Raw genomic sequence first — 17825 nt, forward strand, 5'->3', positions numbered from 1 at the left:
CGCATGCTCGGGGCATCAGCTACCTCGGGAGGGGCGGGATGACTGCCTTCATGATCGACGGCACGGTGGGCGACGTCTTCGTTCGCACGTGGAGTGCCGAACAGCCGTCGTACGGCGTGCTCCTCGCGCACGGCATCGGTGAGCACAGCGGCCGGTACGACCACGTCGCGCAGCGGCTCGTGGCCGACGGCGCGGTCGTGTACGCCGGAGACCACCACGGCCACGGCGGGTCCGCGGGGGAGCGGGCCGAGATCGAGGACGTCGACAAGATGGTCGCGGACCTGCACAAGGTCGCCGACCGCTTGCGGGCCGACCACCCTGGACTGCCGATCGTGCTGATCGGTCATTCGCTGGGAGGCATCATCGCGACCCGGTTCGCGCAGTCGTTCCCCGGCGAGCTCACCGCGCTGGTGCTCACCGGCCCGGTGGTGGGCGGCAACCCGGGCTTCGAGGCGCTCCTGTCGATGGACCCGATGCCGGAGGTGCCGATCGACACGGCGATGCTCTCGCGCGACCCGGCCGTTGGCGAGGCCTACCTGGCCGACCCGCTCGTCCATCACGGACCGCTGAGCCGCCAGACCCTGTCGGCGATCTTCACGGCCGTTGCCGACATCGCTGCCGGCCCCTCGCTCGGCGATCTGCCGACCCTGTGGCTGCACGGCGAGCTCGACCCGCTGGCGCCGTACGACGTGACCGCGAAGGCATTCGAGCACCTGGCCGGCTCTGCTCTCGAGCGGAAGGTCTATCCGGGCGCGATGCACGAGATCTTCAATGAAACCAACCAGGACGAAGTCATCGCGGACGTCCTGGCCTTCCTGGCCAAGGAAGTAAGGAACGAATCATGAGCGCACCGACCAGGACCGTCAGGGATCGGTACTCCGAGGAGCAGATCACCGGCTACTACACAGCGGGCTATTGGGCACCGACGAGCTTCAACGCACTCGTCGCCGAGCAGGCCGAGCAGCGCGGCGACCAGACCTTCGTCTTCGACAGCACGACGTCGCTCACCTATGCCGACTTCCGGGAGAAGGCACTGCGGCTCGCGGTCGGCTTCCACCGGCAGGGTGTGCAGCGTGGCGATCGGGTCGCCGTTCAGTTGCCGAACTGGACCGACTTCGCCGTCGTCGCGGCAGCACTGTCGAGAATCGGCGCGATCCTGGTCCCGATCATGCCGATCTACCGCGAGGAGGAGGTCGGGTACGTCCTCAGGCACTCCGGTGCGGTGGCAGCGGTGACGTGCGAGGAGTTCCGCGGCTACGGGCACCTGGCGATGTTCGAAGAGCTGCGGTCGACGACGCCGGACCTCCGCGCGGTGTACGTCGCGCGGGCTGCCGGATCCGAGCAGTCGCTCGACGGTCTCGTGGTCGACGGTGACCTGTCCGCACTGGAGGCAGAGGCAGGTCCCGACTCGGAGCCGGACGACGGTTTCCTGATCGTTTACACCTCGGGTACGACGTCCCGCCCGAAGGGCTGCTTCCACACCTTCAACACCGTGCGGGCGAGCGCGACGGCGATCATGAAGAGCCTCGACTACACCGAGAACGACGTCCAGTTCGGGCCGTCCCCGATCACCCACAGCACCGGCCTGGTGACGAGCGTTGTGCTGCCCCTGATCGCCGGCGCGAAGTCGTACCTGATGGAGGCCTGGGACCCGCAGGAGGGTCTCAACCGGATCGAGCAGCACGGCTGCACGGTCACCGTCACGGCGACCCCGTTCCTGCAGATGCTGATGGGGGCCTATGACCCGGCCAAGCACGACGCGAGCAGCATGCGGCTGTGGGTCTGCGCCGGCTCGCCGATCCCGGGCGCGATCGTGGAGAAGTCCCATGACCTGCTCGGCTTCCGGACGCTGAGCCTGTACGGACGGTCGGAGAACTTCCTCACCACGATGTGCACGGTCACGGATCCGCCGGAGCGATCCGCGACGTCGGACGGCTCGGCGCTCCAGGGTGCCGAGGTCAAGGTGGTCGGCGGTGACGGACTTGAGCGCTCGCGCGGCGAGGAGGGTGACATCGCGTACCGCGGCCCGAGCCACATGATCGAGTACTACGACGACCCCGAGCAGACCGCGGAGTTGTTCACACCGGAAGGCTTCTCGCGCTCCGGCGACCTCGGCCGGATGGACGCCGACGGGTTCGTCCGGGTGACCGGACGGCTCAAGGACATCATCATCCGCGGCGGCCTGAACATCAGCGCCCGCGAGATCGAGGACCACCTGTTGCGGCATCCGTCGATCGCGAATGTCGCGATCGTGGGGATGCCGGACGAACGGCTCGGCGAGAAGGTCTGCGCGTACGTCGTACCGGCCGAAGGGCAACCGGCGATCACGCTCGACGACATCTCCGCGCTGCTGCGCGAGCACAAGGTAGCCACCCAGAAGCTGCCGGAGCGGCTGGAGATCGTGCCGGCGATGCCGATGACCGCGACCGGGAAGATCCAGAAGCACGTGCTGCGCTCCGACATCCAGGCGAAGCTGGGCTGATGGACCTAGCCGACGCCCCCGACGAGGCCCGCTTCCGGCAGCAGCTGCGCACCTGGCTGGAGAAGCGCCTGCCCGAGCTGCCCTGGCCCGAGCCCGCGGACCTGACCGAGAAGCCGGCGTTCTGGCGTGCCTGGCAGGCCATGTTGTACGACGCCGGATACGCCGGCCTGACCTGGGCTCGCGAATACGGCGGCCAAGGGCTGGACGAGCGGATGCGGGCGATCTTCGGCGAGGAGTGCGACCTGGCCGGAGCGCCCGAGCGGCTCAACACGATCGGCGAGGACTTCGCCGGCCCGACCATCGCGCATTTCGGATCGGAGGCGCAGCGGCAGCGTTACCTGCGTCCGATCCTCGCCGGCGAGGAGATCTGGTGCCAGCTCTTCTCCGAACCCGACTCGGGCTCCGACCTCGCGTCCCTGCGGACCAAGGCGACGAAGGTGGACGGCGGCTGGCGGATCCAGGGCCAGAAGATCTGGACCAGCCGGGCGCAACTGGCCGCGCATGCGATCCTGCTGGCGCGTACGGGCGGCGGCCCGCGGCACAAGGGAATCACCTACTTCCTGCTGCCGATGGACAGGGAAGGCGTCACGGTGCGTCCGCTCGCGCACCTGCTGGGCGAGTCGGAGTTCAACGAGGTGTTTCTCGACGATGTCTTCCTTCCCGACGACGCTGTCGTAGGTGACGTCGACGGCGGCTGGAAAGTTGCCATGGGCACCTTGTCGTTCGAGCGGGTGGCGATCGCCACCGGCCGGGTCAACACGACCAAGGCCGTCGATGACCTGATCGCCGACATCCGCGAGCTGGGTGTCGGTGATGATCCGCAGATTCGTCAGCGGGTGGCCGATCTGTGGGCGCGCGCCTTCGTGCATCGCACGATCAGCCAGCGCGTGATCAGCGGCGCGTCCGGACCGCCCGGCCCGGTCGCCTCGATCGGCAAGCTGTACTTCTGTCCGCTCGTCGAGGACCTGGCCGACTTCCGGCTGTCCCTCGAACCGCTCGCCGGTCAGTTCGATCTCGACGACACCTCCGACGAGGCGGTCCGGTCCCGGCGCTGGCTGCGGCTGGCGAACCAGGCCCGCGGTACGGCGATCGCGGGCGGCTCCACGTTCATCCAGCGCAACATCGTCGCCGAACGAATCCTGGGGATGCCGCGATGACATATACCTGGCGGCCGACGCCCGACTACCTCCAGGACTCCAATGTGGCTCGCCTGATGCGCACTCTCGGTGTCGCATTCGCCGACGAGTTGCGAGCACGTTCGGTCGCGGACATCGGATCGTTCTGGGACTCCGTGGTGGCAGACCTCGGCATCGAGTTCCGGTCGCCGTACAGCCGGGTGCTCGACCTCAGTCGCGGTATCGAGTATCCGGGGTGGTTCGTCGACGGCACGATCAACATCGTCGACGCCACGCTCGGGCGCTGGTCCGCTGCCACGCCCGACGCGATCGCGGTCGTGCACGAGACCGAGGACGGAACGGTACGGCGGCTGACGTTCGCGGAGCTGGATGACCAGGTTGCGCGAGTCCGGGCCGGACTGCGGGCGCGGGGCATCGGCAAGGGCGACGCGGTGGCGATCTACCTGCCGATGACGCCTCGGGCGGTCGTCGCGATGTACGCGGTGGCGAGTATCGGCGCGATGGTGGTGCCGTTGTTCTCTGGGTTCGCCCCGGCCGCGATCGCCGCGCGGATCCAGGACGCCGACGCCAAGGCCGTCATCACGACGAGCGGCACGATGCGCCGTCGCCGTACCGTCGCCTTGCAGGATCAACTGGACGAGGCGCTGAAGACCTGTCCGAGTGTCGAGTTGGTGGTGACCGACGACGTGTGGGCGGACCTGCTCGCGGCCGATCCTGATCCGGTCGTCGAGCCCACGTCGGCCTCGGATGTGTTCTTGCTGGCCTACACCTCCGGGACCACCGGGCGGCCGAAAGGTGCGGTGCACACGCATGCCGGGTTCCTGGTGAAGGTTGCGAGTGAGGTGGCCTACGGGTTCGAGATGGCACCCGGGCGGACGTTCTGCTGGGTCACCGACATGGGCTGGATCATGGGGCCACTGTCGATCATCGGCACGCACGCCTGCGGTGGGACGCTGCTGCTGTACGAAGGCTCGCCGGATGTGCCGGACACCGGCCGGTTGTGGGACCTGGTCGAGCGCCATCGGGTGTCGATGCTCGGGGTCTCACCCACGCTGATCCGCACGTTACGTGCCGCTGGCAACGATCCTGCGGGTGACCTGTCGTCGGTCCGCATCCTCGGGTCGACCGGCGAGCCGTGGGATCCGGAGTCGTACGAGTGGCTGGCGCGAGACGTCTTCGGCGGCCGGGTCCCGGTGATCAACTTCTCCGGTGGGACCGAGGTGGGTGGCTCGTTCCTCTGCCCCTATCCGGTCGAGGACATCCGCAGCTGCTCGCTCGGTGGACCCGCGTTGGGGATGGACGTCGACGTGGTCGACGACGACGGGCGGCCGCTGCGGGGGAGTGTGGGCGAGCTGGTGTGCCGGCAGCCGTGGCCGTCGATGACGCGCGGAGTCTGGAAGGACGACGAGCGTTACCGTGACGCCTACTGGTCGACGTACCCGGGCCTGTGGCGGCACGGCGACTACGCCTTGGTGGACGACACCGGCTGGTACATCCTCGGCCGCTCGGACGACGTCATGAACGTCGCCGGAAAGCGGGTCGCGCCGGCCGAGATCGAATCCGTGCTCGCCACCGATCCAGATGTGGCCGAGTGTGCGGTCGTCGGCGTTCCCGACCCGGAGAGGGGCGAGTCGGTCTGGGCCTTCTGGGTACGGCGCGCCGCCGCGGATGCCGACGACCGGGCGATGGCGATCCGTCTCACCGACCTGGTGGCCGGCGAGCTCGGGAAGCCGTTCGCGCCGGCTCGTGTGGTCCGGGTCGAGCAGTTGCCCAAGACGAGGTCCGCGAAGATCCTGCGCCGGGCCGTCCGTGCGGCCGTGCTGGACGCGGATCCGGGCGACCTGTCCGGCGCGGAGAACCCGGAGGCCGTGGAGGAGATCCGCCTGCAGGTGAAGGGACTGTCCTGATGCGCTGGCAACTGTCCGAGGAACAGGACGCCTACCGGGAGAGCCTTGGCGGCTGGCTCGCCGGCATCGCCCCACCGGACGTCGTACGCCGATGGCTCGACGCCGGCGACTCGCGCTCGTTCGCCGACCGGTTCACCGCCGACGGCTGGTCCGGCGTCGGCCTGCCCGAGTCGATCGGCGGCCAAGGCGGCGGCCTCGTCGAGCTCGCGCTGACGTCCGAACTTCTCGCGAGCGCCTGCGCCCCCTCCGCGACCTGGCTCGCAACCACCCTGGCCCTGTCGGCTCTCGCCGGCGTCCCCGCCGCGGCTCCTGCCAGTCAGCCGGTGGTACTGCTGTCTCCCGCGGAGAGCATCCCCGGCGAGGGACCGCGCCTCACGCTGGACGCGGACGGTCGCCTGCACGGGACCGTTCGCCGGGTGCTTGCTGCTGACTGCGCAGCGAGCTTCATCGCAGTGGTCGAGGGGCCCGAGCTGAGGCTCGTGCCGGCCGACGGTGTGCGTGTTGTCGCTCGGCGACTGCTCGACCGCAGTCGGTCGGTCGCGGACCTGGTTGTCGATGGTGCGACCTCCGAGCGACTCGACGTGGATGCTTCGGCATTCCTCAGGGAGTGTGCGGCGCGGGCCGCCGTACTGGTCGCTGCGGACACGTTGGGTGCGATGGGCAAGATGCTCGAGATGGCGGTTGCCTACAGCAAGCAGCGGCAGCAGTTCGGCGTACCGATCGGCTCGTTCCAGGCGGTGAAACATGCCGCCGCGACGATGCTGGTCGAGGTCGAGGCGGCCCGGTCGGCGGTCTACTTCGCCGCCGCGTCGGTGGAGGGTGCCGGGCCGCAGTCCGACCTGCACGCCGCTGCGGTGAAGGCACAGGTCACTGCGGCGGGAAGCCGAGTGGCCGACAGTGCTCTGACCCTGCATGGAGCGATCGGCTACACGTGGGAGCACGACCTGCAGCTCTTCTACAAACGAGCCAAGCTCGACGAAGCCCTCTACGGCCGCCCGGCCACCTGGAACGAACGACTCGCGGACGCACTCACCCTGGTCTAGTTTTTTGGTCTGACCATTTGTTATGATCGGGCCGCAGCCAAACGAAAGGGACGGTCGTGGACTTCGAGCTCACCGAGGACCAGGCGACGATCCGTCGCGCTGTCGCCGAGCTGGCCGCCAAGTTCGACGACCAGTACTGGATGGAGAAGGACGCCGCGCACGAGTTCCCGGCCGAGTTCTACCAGGCCTTCGCCGACGGCGGCTGGCTCGGCATCACCACACCGGAGGAGTACGGCGGACACGGCTTCGGCATCAGCGAAGCCGCACTGCTGCTCGAGGAGGTCTCGGCTTCAGGCGCCGGCATGAACGGCGCAAGCTCGATGCATCTGTCGATCTTCGGGATGCACCCGGTGATCCTGCACGGCTCCGAGGAGCTGAAGCAGGAGAACCTTCCCCGCATCGTCACCGGCGACCTGCATGTCTGCTTCGGCGTCACCGAGCCGGGCGCGGGCCTGGACACCACGCGGATCACGACCTTCGCCAGACGAGACGGCGCGGACTACGTGGTGAACGGACGCAAAGTGTGGATCTCCAAGGCGATGGAGTCGGAGAAGATCCTGCTGCTCACCCGCACGACGAAGTTCGAGGACGTCACCAAGAAGACCGACGGTCTCACCCTCTTCCTGACCGACCTGGACCGCGATCACGTCGACATCCGGCCGATCGCGAAGATGGGCCGCAACGCGGTCACCTCGAACGAACTGTTCATCGACGACCTGCGCATCCCGGCCGAGCATCGGATCGGCGAGGAGGGGCAGGGTTTCAAATACATCCTCGACGGTCTGAACCCTGAACGGATGCTGGTGGCGGCCGAAGCCCTCGGCCTGGGCCGGGCGGCGCTGCGGCGTGCGGTCCGCTACGCGAACGAACGCGTGGTGTTCGAGCGGCCGATCGGTATGAACCAGGGCATCCAGTTCCCGCTGGCCGACTCCTTGGCCAGGCTCGACGCGGCCGAGTTGGCGTTGCGCAAGGCAACGTGGCTCTACGACAACGGCCGCCCCTGTGGTCGCGAGGCGAACACCGCGAAGTACCTCTGCGCCGACGCCGGCTTCGACGCCGCGGACCGGGCGCTGCAGACGCATGGCGGGATGGGGTACGCCGAGGAGTACCACGTCGCGAGGTACTTCCGGGAAGCGAGGCTGCTCAAGATCGCGCCACTGAGCCAAGAGATGGTCCTGAACTATCTGGGCTCGCACGTCCTCGGCCTTCCGCGGAGCTACTGATGTTCTCACTGGAAGGCCGGTCGGCCCTTGTGACGGGTGCGGGCAACGGCATCGGTGCAGCGGTCGCCAGAGCCTTCGCCGCCGCGGGCGCTGCCGTTCTCGTGACCGACCTCGACAAGGACTCGGCGGCGGCCGTCGCCGACGAGATCGTCTCGGCCGGCGGCCGGGCGGAGTCCGCGGTGCTCGACGTCCGTGATGCCGAGCAAGCCGCCCGTGCCGCCGGCCAGGCTGCAGATCTGACCGGCGGCACCCTGCACATCGTGGTGAACAACGCCGGGGTGATCGCCCCGGCGATGTTCCCGAAGCTGACCGCCGAGCAGTTCCAACTGGTCCTTGGCGTTCATGTCGGCGGAACCTTCACCGTCAGCCAGGCCGCCTTGCCGTACCTGGCTACGAACGGCACCGGCCGCATCATCAACGTCACCTCAGCTGCCGGTCTGGTCGGGACCATTGGCCAGGCCAACTACGGCGCGGCCAAGGCCGGAGTTGTCGGCCTGACCAAGTCGCTGGCCAAGGAGCTGGCCCGCAAGCAGATCACCGTGAACGCGCTCGCGCCGTTGGCGGCGACCGCGATGACCGAGAACATCCGCGGCAACGAGAAGCTCGCCGAGCTGACGCTGGCACGCATCCCGCTCGGACGCTGGGCCGATCCGGACGAGATCGCGGCGACGTTCGTGTTCTTCGCCTCCGACGCCGCGTCGTACATCACCGGCCAGGTGCTGCCGGTCGACGGAGGGACGGTCATCTGATGACCCGCATGACAGGCCGGGAAGCGCTCATCGTCGAGGCGCTCCGTACTCCGATGGGCAAGGCACACCCCGAGCGTGGCTGGTATCGCGACACCCACCCCAATGAGCTGCTGGGCTCGGTCTACAACGCCCTGATCACGAGCACGGGCCTCGCGCCGTCAGCGGTCGAGGACCTCGTCATCGGCTGTACGGCGCCGTTCGGCGAGCAGTCGCGCAATGTCGCCCGCAATGCCTGGCTGCAGGCGGGCCACCCGCCGGAGGTTCCGGCCACCGTGCTGGACCGCCGCTGCGGCTCGGCGCAGACCGCGGTCGAGATGGCGGCCGCATTGGTTGCCTCGGGCACGCATGACGTCGTGATCGCCGGTGGCGTCGAGCACATGGGACACGTGCCGATGAACTCGCCCGCGAAGATCTCCGAGCTGTACGGCGATCCCTGGCCGGCGGCACTGCGGGAGCGGTACGACTTCGTGCCGCAGGGGGAGAGCGCGGAGCTGATCGCCGAGCGCTGGGACCTGAGTCGCACGCAGCTGGACGACTTCGCGGTCCGGTCGCATCGGCTCGCTGCCGAGGCGGTGGCGGCCGGGCGGTTCGAGCGCGAGATCATCCCGCTCGATCTCGACGGCGAGCGTCGTACCAGTGATCAGGCCATCCGCCCGGAGACGTCGCTCGAGACGCTGGCGGGTCTGAAGACCGTCTTCCGGGCGGACGGGCGGATCACGGCGGGTACGTCGTCGCCGATGTCGGATGGTGCGGCCGGCCTGGTGATCGCATCACCGGAAGGTGCCGAGCGCCACGGGTTGCGGCCGCGGGCACGGATCCTCGACCAGACGACGGTCGGCGTCGATCCGATCATCATGCTGACCGGTCCGATCCCGGCGACCCACAAGCTCCTCGAACGAAACGGGATGACGATCGACGACATCGACCTGGTCGAGATCAACGAGGCGTTCAGCTCGGTGGTGCTGGCCTGGGAGCGTGAGCTCAAGCCCGACATGGACCGCGTCAACGTCAACGGTGGCGCCATCGCCCTCGGTCATCCGGTCGGCGCATCAGGTGCGCGTCTGTTCGGCACCCTGCTCGCCGAGCTGGAACGCCGGGACGCCGAGATCGGGCTGGTCACCATGTGCTGCGGAGGCGGTCTCGGTACGGCGACGCTCGTCCAGCGGGTGGATCCATGATCGACCTGAGCAAGTACGTGTCGTCCGGCGACGGCGTCTGGTGGGGTCAGGGCGGGGCCGAGCCGGAGCCACTCGTCAACGCGCTGCTCGACCAGGTCGACGCTATCGGTCCGATCCGCGTGTTCTGCGGCCTCACCTGGAACGACCGGCTGTCGGGCGATCTGCCCGATTCGGTGCCAGATGGCCTCACTGTCCTCTCGTACGGCGGTCTGGGGGAGCTGCGACGACTGTCGCGGCACGGCCTGCTGGACGTCGTACCGTGTCACTACTCGGCGTTGCCGCGGATGTTCGAGCGCGGACTGCTGCCGTGTGACGTCGGACTATTGCAGGTCTCGGCGCCGGACGCGGACGGGACGGTGTCGCTCGGCATCGGCGTGGAGTACGTCGCCGACGCGCTGAGATACACCCGGACTCTGGTTGCCGAGGTCAACCATCGGATGCCGCGCACGAAAGGCAGCCCGAGCCTGCCGTTGTCCGCGTTCGCCGGTGTCGTGGAGACGGACCGGCCCCTGCGTGAGGCACCCGTCCGGGAGCCGGACGCGGTGGACCGGGCGATCGCCGACAACGTGGCGGGACTGGTCGGAGACGGCGACACTCTGCAACTCGGGGTCGGCTCGCTGCCCAACGCCGTACTCGAATCGCTCACCGGACACACCGACCTCGGCTTCCATACCGGCATGGTCACCGACGGGGTCGTCGCCCTGGTGGAGAAGGGCGTCGTCACCGGGGCGCGCAAGGAGATCGATCCGGGTGTCGTCGTGACCGGTGCGGCCCTGGGAAGTACACAGCTGTACGACGCATTGCCGCAATATCCGATCGAGTTTCGGCCGGCCAGCTATACGCACGCGCCGGCGGTGCTGTCGCAGCTGCGTTCGCTTGTCTCGATCAACTCGGCGATCGAGGTCGATCTGCTCGGCCAGGTAGGCGCCGAACTGCGCCGTGGGGTCCACATCGGTGCGGTCGGCGGTCAGGTCGACTTCAGCCGGGCCGCGTCACTCACCGGTGCCCGGTCGGTGATCGCACTGCGCTCGGAGATCGCCGGAGAGTCGACGATCAACGCCAGGTTGCGTGGCGCAGTGGTGACGACGGCACGGGTGGATGTCGACGCGGTCGTCACCGAGTATGGCGTTGCCCTGCTCACCGGCTGCACAGTCGCCGAGCGCGCCCGCCGGCTGATCGCGGTCGCGGCCCCGGCGCACCGCGAAGCCCTCGAACAGACCTTGGCGGAGTTGTCATGACGAGTGTTCGGATCCGGGAGGTCGGCCCGCGGGACGGCTTCCAGAACGAGCCGGAGACGATCGCGACCGCGGACAAGATCCGGCTGATCAATGCCCTCGGCCGGGCCGGGTTCACCCGGATCGAGGTGGCCAGCTTCGTCCGCCCGGACGTGATCCCGCAGCTGTCCGACGGGATCGCCGTACTGCGGGGGATCGACCTGCCGGACGGTGTCGACCGGATGGTGCTGGTGCCGAACAGCAAGGGCCTCGACAATGCGCTGGCGGTGCGCGAGCTGTTCGAGGAGGTGGCGCTGTTCGTCAGTGCGTCGCAGACTCACAACAAGCGCAACATCAACCGCACGGTCGAGGAGACCATGGCCGACGTGAAGGTGATGGGCAAGCGGATCGTCGCCGACGACCTGCGCTTCTGCGCGGTGATCGCCACCTCGTTCGGGTGCCCGTACGAGGGCCACGTGCCGATGGACCGCGTACTCGGTCTCGCCGAGGACTTCGCCGAGTCGGGCGCGACCGAGATCGGGTTCGGCGACACCACCGGCATGTGCAATCCGGCGTACGCCTCGAAGTTCTTCGCCGCGGCGCTGGAACGGCTGCCCGGTGTCGAGGTCACCGCCCACTTCCACAACACCCGCGGACAAGGACTGGCCAACGCGTACGCCGCGCTGCAGGCCGGCTGCACCAGCTTCGAGTCCAGCTTCGGCGAACTCGGCGGCTGCCCGGTGCCGGCCGGTTCGACCGGCAACATCGCCACCGAGGACCTGGTCAGCATGTTCCACGAGATGGACGTCGGCACCGGCCTCGACCTGGAGGCCGTGATCGACGCCGCCCGGCTGGCGCAGGACGTGCTCGGCCGCAAGCTCACCAGTCACTCGATCGTCGCCGGTCCGGTGCGCTGGTACCCGTCACCTTCGGAGGAGAACGCATGAGAGTCGCCATCGTCACCGGCGCCGCGCAGGGGATCGGCAGGGGGATCGCCACGTCCCTCGCGGAGGCCGGCTTCAAGGTCGCTGTCGCCGACCTGAACCTGCCGGTCGCCGAGCAGACCGCGAAGGAGATCACCGCTGCCGGCGGTACGGCGATCGCGGTCGAGATCGACGTGACCCGGACCGACTCGGTCCAGGCGGCCGTCCGCACGGTCGAGGCCGAGTTTGGCCCGATCGAGGTCGTGGTGAACAACGCCGGGTGGGACGACTTCATGCCGTTCCTCGACACGACCGAGGAGTTCTGGGACAAGATCCTCGACATCAACTTCAAGGGCGCGCTGCGCGTGCTCAAGGCGGTCGTACCCGGCATGGCCGAGCGAGGCTTCGGGCGGGTAGTCAACATCGGTTCGGACGCCGGCCGGGTGGGCTCGTCGCTGGAAGCCGTGTACTCAGGTGCGAAGGGCGGCATCATCGCTTTCGGCAAGACACTTGCCCGTGAGGTGGCAGCGAAGGGCGTGACCGTGAACACCGTGTGCCCCGGGCCTACGGACACGCCGGCCCTGCGGAAGTTCGCCGAGGGCGCGGGCGACGCGGAGAAGGTGATCGCCGGGATGACCCGGGCGGTCCCGATGAAGAGACTGGGCAGACCGGACGACATCGGCCCGGCAGTCGCCTTCCTTGCCTCCGACGGCGCCGCGTTCGTGACCGGTCAGACGCTGTCGGTCAGCGGCGGCCTGACCATGGCCTGAGGGGGTCGAATGCCTGAGGTGGTGAGCTGGCGCGCAGCGAGTCCCGGTGTGTGGATCGTGACGATGGATCGGCCGCCCGCGAACGCGCTCGGCGTGCCGATCCTCGATGGGCTGCACGCCGCCCTCGACGCGGCGGAACAATCCGGCGACGTGAAGGTGATGATCATCGCGTCGGCGCTCGACGGGTTCTTCGCGGCCGGCGCCGACATCTTGCACCTGTCCACCATCGACGCGGAGTCGTTCCTTGCGTACGGCAACCAGATGCGCGCGGTCAACGACCGCTTGGCCGGCGCCGGGTGGATCTCCGTCGCCGCCGTCGACGGTCTGGCCCTGGGCGGTGGTCTGGAGCTGGCGATGGCCTGCACGCTGCGGGTCAGCGGACCGCGTGCTGCCTTCGGGCTGCCTGAGGTGAAGCTCGGCCTGATCCCGGGCGCGGGCGGCACGCAGCGCCTGCCTCGCCTGGTCGGTCGCGGTCGAGCCTTCGACATCATGCTCACCGCGCGCCAGGTCCCTGCTGCTGAAGCCTTGGCCATCGGTCTGGTCGACCGCTTGACAGACGACGATGTCGTGAAGGAGGCACTTGCCCTGGCAGCCGACCTCGTCACGTCGTCGCTCCCGGCCCAACTCGCCGTCATCCGCGCGGTCGACACCTCCTACGCGCTGCCCCTCGACGAGGGCCTCCAGGCCGAAGCCGACGAAGAACAAGGGCTCTTCGAACACGGCGAGGCCACGGAAGGCATCCAGGCTTTCCTCGCCAAACGCCCACCGAACTTCAGCTGACTGCGCGCGGGCATCGGCGAAGATGGGCGGGTGACCTCCGCAGACCCCATCGAGTCGCCTTTGCCGCGCGCCAGTGCGCGGTCCTATCTGCTCACGGTGCTGGGGGAGTTCACCTATCCCGACGGGGCGGCGTGGACGACTGTGCTGCTGAAGGTCCTCGGTGGGCTGGGCGTCGAGGAGCACGCGGCACGGCAGGCGATCGCGCGGTCGGCGGCGGCCGGGTGGATCGAGAGCGAGCGGCAAGGTCGCGCGGTGCGCTGGCGACTCACGAACGCAGGACGCGCGGTGGTCGAGGAAGGGCAGCGCCGCTCGGAGGAGTTCATCTCCGCACCGGTGTCCTGGGACGGACGCTGGCTGATCCTCCTCGTCTCGCTGCCGCAGAACGAACGCACCACCCGCAAACGCCTGTACGGCGGCCTGACCTGGCTCCGGATGGGCAACCCGACTCCCGGCCTGTGGCTGACCCCGCACGCCGAATCGGTCGACGAGCTCCGGGACCTGATCACCCGCTTCGAGCTCACCGACACCGCGATCTGCTTCTCCGGCCGCACCGAGGACGTGGGACTGACCGATGCACAGATCGTCCGGCGTGCCTGGGATCTGACCGAGCTGGCCGATCACTACCGAAACTTCCTCGAGCAGTACGGCGGCCACCGGCCGGCAGGAGGTGACGACGTGCTGCTCCGCCACATCGAGCTCCGCAACCTGCTCCAGCGGTTCCTCCGCCTCGACCCGCAACTGCCGGAGCAACTCCTGCCGAACTGGGTCGGTCGCGAGGCTGCCGAACTCTTCCGCACCCGCCGCGACCAGTGGTCCACCGCCGCCCACACCCGCTGGAACGACCTGCTCAACGCCTGAGGTTATACATCTTTGGGCACTGAGTATTGGCAATCGTGCAGGTTTGAGGTAGACAAGAGTTATTGGTCAGACCGAAAACCAGAGGCGGTGGCACTGTGGCGGACGAGCTCGCCCTACTGCGGGAGGTCGCGAACGACCCGGACGGCTACGTGCGGAGCTGGAAGCAGCGCACCGGAGGCAAAGCGGTCGGACTGTTTCCAATGAACTTCCCGGCCGAGATCGCGCACGCGGCCGGCGTCCTGCCGGTGGTGATCCAGGAGAACCGCGAGCCCGACGTCCACGGACGCCACCTGCTCGCGGAGTTCTACTGCGGCTACAGCCGGAACCTGGCGGACCAGGCGGCCAAGGGCAACCTGGAGATCTACGACGGCTTCCTGCTCGCCGACCACTGCATCCAGCTGCTCGGCGCCGTCGACGTCGTCCGCGCGGAACTGCCGGACAGGCCGCTGTACTTCGGCCAGCTCGAGCCGTCACTCGACAAGGCGGCCGAGGCGGTCCCGGCGAAGATCCGGGCCTTCGTCGCCGAGCTGGAAGCCCTCACCGGAACGCGGATCACCGACGACGCTCTGTCGGTCAGCATCGCGCTCCACAACGAGAATCGTCGGCTGCTCCGTGGACTCTTCGCCGCCAGGCGAACGGGTGGCTCGAGTCTGTCCGCGACCGACCTGCAGGTACTGGTCAAGTCCTCGATGGTGATGGACAAGGCGGAGCACACCGAGGCACTCAGGGCGATTCGGGCGGAGCCCGCGGAGGCCGGCGGCCGCGTCCGGGTGCATCTGTCGGGTCACTTCTGTCACGCGCCCAAACCCGAGCTGCTGCAGGCGATCGAAGACTGTGGAGCGGTCGTCGTCGACGACGACCTGTACCACGGGAACCGGTACCTCACCACGGATGTTGCCGAGGGCATCGACCCGGTGGTGGCGCTCGCGGACTGGTACCTGCGCCGCGACGCCGACCTGCCGTGCCCTACCCGGGTCAAGCACGAGACCGACTGGGAGGACCAGTTGGTGCAATCGGTCCAGGTCAGTGGGGCCCAGGCCGTGATCGTGCTGATGGCGAAGTTCTGCGAGCCGCACATGCTCTACTACCCGGAACTGCGGCGGCGACTGATCGAGTCCGGCGTACCGCATCTGCTGCTCGAGACCGAGCATGAAGGCGTCCCGGTCGAGTCGATCCGGACGCGGGTCGAGGCCCTGCTCGAACGAGTCCGCCGTACCCAGTTCGTGAGCTCATAGGAAGTGATCAGATGGACAACTCCAATCGGCTGAGCATCACCAAGGCGGGCGGCCAGATGGTCGCCGACTACTGGGACGGCGTCTTCACCGCGCGGGAACGCGGCGAGAAAGTCGTCTGGTACAACGGCTCCGCGGTCAACCCGATCTTCCAGGCCGCCGGACTCGTGTGGTGCCACGGCGAGGCCTTCTCCGCACGACTGGCCGCGCAGCACCTGGAGGGACCGGCGCAGCTCGCCGGTCAGGAGTACGGCTACATCGGGGAGCTGTGTTCGTACGCGCGGACCCACCTCGGATGCGCCGTGCTGACTCGGCAGGGCAGCAACGAGGACCACACCGGCGTCGTCGGACTGCATGACCAGCAGGAGCTCGCGAGCCGGTTGCCCAGTCCCGACTTCTTCGTCAACGCGTACGCCGGATGCAGCACCGGGCAACAGTGGGACGAGATCTCGTACCGGGTGTTCGGCAAGGAAGTGCCGATCTTCAACGTGTCGCTGCCGTTCCTGTGGGGCAACAAGCCGGACGCCGGCTACCTGGTCGGCGAGGAGTGGAATCAGGCCTCGCGGTACGTCGCCGACCAGCTCCACCAGCTGATCGAGTTCGTCGAGACCATGACCGGTCGTCGGTTCGACTGGGATGCACTGCGGCAGAACATGGCCTACATCAAGCGCGCCTCGGAGCTGCGCCGGGAGGCGATGGCGTTGTGCAAGGCGGCGCCGACGCCGGCGACGTACTTCGACTGGACCGCGAGTATCGCGCAGATCAACTTCCTGCCGGCTGGGCAGCCGCTGGTCGACTACTTCGCGGCCGTCAAGGCGGAGATCGAGCGGCGGATCGCCGAGGGGGTATCCGGGGTCCGGGACGAGCGCTACCGCGTGTACTTCGACGGGATGATGAACTGGAACAAGCTGGGCTGGCTGGCCCGGAAGTTCGCGGCCCACGACGTCGCGGTGGTGGCCGGCCGCTACACCCATCAGGCGTTCTGGCAGGAGCCGCACCTGATCGACCCCGAGGACCCGATCCTCGGCATGGCTCAGCATTACCTGCTCTGCCCGACGAACCACGGGACGAAGACGCTCCAGCACTTGCTGCTGAGCGACTGCGAGGAGTACGGCGTCGACGGCATCGTGTTCCACTCGTCGCGGACCTGTCGTGCGTTCACGAATCCGCAACGCCTGCTGGCGAAGGCCGCACAGCGCGAGCTCGGCATCCCGTCGATGTTCTTCGAAGGCGACGTCGCGGACGCGTCGTTCTACAAGGACGAGATCCTGGAGAGCCGCCTGGTCGCGATGCTCGAGGGCATCGACGTACGGCGCGGGGCCGTCGCGGCGGCGGGGTGACGGTGCAGTGACGGCGTACTACCTGGGTGTCGATCTCGGGTCGACGACGGCGAAGTCGGTGGTCGTCGACGACGCCGGTGCGATCCTGGCTGCCGAGGTTGTGCAGATGGGCGCGGTCAGCCGGGCCGGCCTGGCGCGGTCGATGGCCGGAGCGTTGGCGGCCGTGGGGATCGGCGTGGCTGACGTCACGGCGACCGTTGCCACCGGCTACGGTCGCCGGCTGGTTCCCGGCGTCGGTCGTACGTTCACGGAGATCACCTGTCACGCGCGCGGCGTCGTCGCGCTGCATCCAGGCGTGCGGCTCATCGTCGACATCGGCGGTCAGGACAGCAAGGCGATCCTGGTCGACGAACTGGGGTTCGTGGAGAACTTCGCGATGAACGACCGCTGTGCGAGCGGGACCGGACGGTTCTTCGAGGTGCTGGCTCGTGCGCTCGAGTGCGAACTCGACGAACTCGCCGCTCTGGCGCTGGCGGGTGCCGAGGACCTCGAGATCAGCAGTATGTGTGCGACGTTCGCGGAGACCGAGATCGTGTCGCTGCTGGCCCGCGGTGAGGATCGCGCCGATATCGCGGCGTCGGTCCATCGTGCCGTCTCCGCGCGGACGCTCGGTCTCGTTGCTCAGGTCGGTAGACACGCGCCTGTCGTGATGACCGGTGGGGTCGCCCGGAACGCTGCCGCCGTGCATTTCCTGTCCGAGAGCCTGGGCGCCGAAGTCGTCGTACCGGCTGAGCCGCAGATCACCGGCGCGTACGGCGCCGCCCTCCTGGCCCGCGAGAGCGCCGGCCACGCGCTGGACGTCGAACTGAATCCGGACGCCCGCCCGGCACCGTCCTGTTCGACCTGCTCGGCTTCGATCGAACTCACGCTCGGTCCGACCCGGAGGCTCTGATCTTGGACCGATTCGGCGTCTCAAGGTATTGCTAAGTCAAATATAATGGTCTTACCTTTACAGCAAATACCGTTCCGGGATCGCACCGAGGGAGTCGG

The 17825-nt window shown here is 68.3% G+C and carries 16 protein-coding genes; all 16 read left to right on the forward strand.

The features are described from left to right. Window positions 1-38: 38 nt before the first annotated feature. The 16 genes from ACFV9C_RS16020 to ACFV9C_RS16095 all read left to right on the forward strand — a co-directional run bounded on the left by ACFV9C_RS16020 (window position 39) and on the right by ACFV9C_RS16095 (window position 17727). On the forward strand, window positions 39-845 hold the full coding sequence (locus ACFV9C_RS16020; RefSeq protein WP_380194241.1) for an alpha/beta hydrolase: 807 nt from the start codon (window positions 39-41) through the stop codon (window positions 843-845). Further along, complete coding sequence (locus ACFV9C_RS16025) at window positions 842-2482, forward strand: AMP-binding protein (protein WP_380194243.1); 1641 nt, start codon at window positions 842-844, stop codon at window positions 2480-2482. Before ACFV9C_RS16020 ends, ACFV9C_RS16025 begins: the two co-directional genes overlap by 4 nt. Beyond that, the gene (locus tag ACFV9C_RS16030) at window positions 2482-3639 is read left to right on the forward strand and encodes an acyl-CoA dehydrogenase family protein (protein ID WP_380194245.1); all 1158 of its coding nucleotides are present in this window, start codon (window positions 2482-2484) and stop codon (window positions 3637-3639) included. Before ACFV9C_RS16025 ends, ACFV9C_RS16030 begins: the two co-directional genes overlap by 1 nt. Continuing rightward, the gene (locus ACFV9C_RS16035) at window positions 3636-5525 is read left to right on the forward strand and encodes an AMP-binding protein (RefSeq protein WP_380194247.1); all 1890 of its coding nucleotides are present in this window, start codon (window positions 3636-3638) and stop codon (window positions 5523-5525) included. Before ACFV9C_RS16030 ends, ACFV9C_RS16035 begins: the two co-directional genes overlap by 4 nt. Further along, window positions 5525-6568 carry an acyl-CoA dehydrogenase family protein gene (locus ACFV9C_RS16040; protein WP_380194250.1) on the forward strand — a complete coding sequence of 348 codons (1044 nt, stop codon included), beginning with the start codon at window positions 5525-5527 and terminating at the stop codon, window positions 6566-6568. The genes ACFV9C_RS16035 and ACFV9C_RS16040 overlap by 1 nt, the downstream gene beginning before the upstream one ends. A gap of 56 nt (window positions 6569-6624) precedes the next feature. After that, the gene (locus tag ACFV9C_RS16045) at window positions 6625-7791 is read left to right on the forward strand and encodes an acyl-CoA dehydrogenase family protein (protein WP_380194252.1); all 1167 of its coding nucleotides are present in this window, start codon (window positions 6625-6627) and stop codon (window positions 7789-7791) included. Beyond that, on the forward strand, window positions 7791-8540 hold the full coding sequence (locus ACFV9C_RS16050; protein ID WP_380194254.1) for an SDR family NAD(P)-dependent oxidoreductase: 750 nt from the start codon (window positions 7791-7793) through the stop codon (window positions 8538-8540). Before ACFV9C_RS16045 ends, ACFV9C_RS16050 begins: the two co-directional genes overlap by 1 nt. Continuing rightward, a complete protein-coding gene (locus ACFV9C_RS16055; protein ID WP_380194256.1) occupies window positions 8540-9718 on the forward strand; it encodes a thiolase family protein in 1179 nt (392 codons plus the stop codon). The genes ACFV9C_RS16050 and ACFV9C_RS16055 overlap by 1 nt, the downstream gene beginning before the upstream one ends. Then, a complete protein-coding gene (locus ACFV9C_RS16060; RefSeq protein WP_380194258.1) occupies window positions 9715-10956 on the forward strand; it encodes an acetyl-CoA hydrolase/transferase family protein in 1242 nt (413 codons plus the stop codon). The genes ACFV9C_RS16055 and ACFV9C_RS16060 overlap by 4 nt, the downstream gene beginning before the upstream one ends. Then, complete coding sequence (locus ACFV9C_RS16065) at window positions 10953-11879, forward strand: hydroxymethylglutaryl-CoA lyase (RefSeq protein WP_380194260.1); 927 nt, start codon at window positions 10953-10955, stop codon at window positions 11877-11879. The genes ACFV9C_RS16060 and ACFV9C_RS16065 overlap by 4 nt, the downstream gene beginning before the upstream one ends. Then, window positions 11876-12625: an SDR family NAD(P)-dependent oxidoreductase gene (locus tag ACFV9C_RS16070; protein WP_380194262.1), complete on the forward strand. Its 750-nt coding sequence runs from the start codon at window positions 11876-11878 to the stop codon at window positions 12623-12625. Before ACFV9C_RS16065 ends, ACFV9C_RS16070 begins: the two co-directional genes overlap by 4 nt. A gap of 9 nt (window positions 12626-12634) precedes the next feature. Beyond that, on the forward strand, window positions 12635-13405 hold the full coding sequence (locus ACFV9C_RS16075; RefSeq protein ID WP_380194264.1) for an enoyl-CoA hydratase/isomerase family protein: 771 nt from the start codon (window positions 12635-12637) through the stop codon (window positions 13403-13405). 30 nt (window positions 13406-13435) lie between these two features. Continuing rightward, window positions 13436-14263, forward strand: a complete 828-nt coding sequence (locus tag ACFV9C_RS16080) for a PaaX family transcriptional regulator C-terminal domain-containing protein (RefSeq protein WP_380194266.1) — start codon at window positions 13436-13438, stop codon at window positions 14261-14263. 95 nt (window positions 14264-14358) lie between these two features. Beyond that, window positions 14359-15498 (forward strand): 2-hydroxyacyl-CoA dehydratase subunit D, encoded by a 1140-nt coding sequence (locus ACFV9C_RS16085; RefSeq protein WP_380194268.1) that lies wholly within the window; start codon window positions 14359-14361, stop codon window positions 15496-15498. An 11-nt stretch (window positions 15499-15509) separates the two neighbouring features. After that, entirely contained in the window at window positions 15510-16835 is a 1326-nt protein-coding gene (locus tag ACFV9C_RS16090; protein ID WP_380194270.1) for a 2-hydroxyacyl-CoA dehydratase subunit D, read from the forward strand. A 7-nt stretch (window positions 16836-16842) separates the two neighbouring features. Next, complete coding sequence (locus tag ACFV9C_RS16095) at window positions 16843-17727, forward strand: acyl-CoA dehydratase activase (protein ID WP_380194272.1); 885 nt, start codon at window positions 16843-16845, stop codon at window positions 17725-17727. Window positions 17728-17825 lie beyond the last annotated feature (98 nt).

The sequence above is a fragment of the Kribbella sp. NPDC059898 genome (assembly GCF_042730855.1).
Taxonomy (GTDB): domain Bacteria; phylum Actinomycetota; class Actinomycetes; order Propionibacteriales; family Kribbellaceae; genus Kribbella.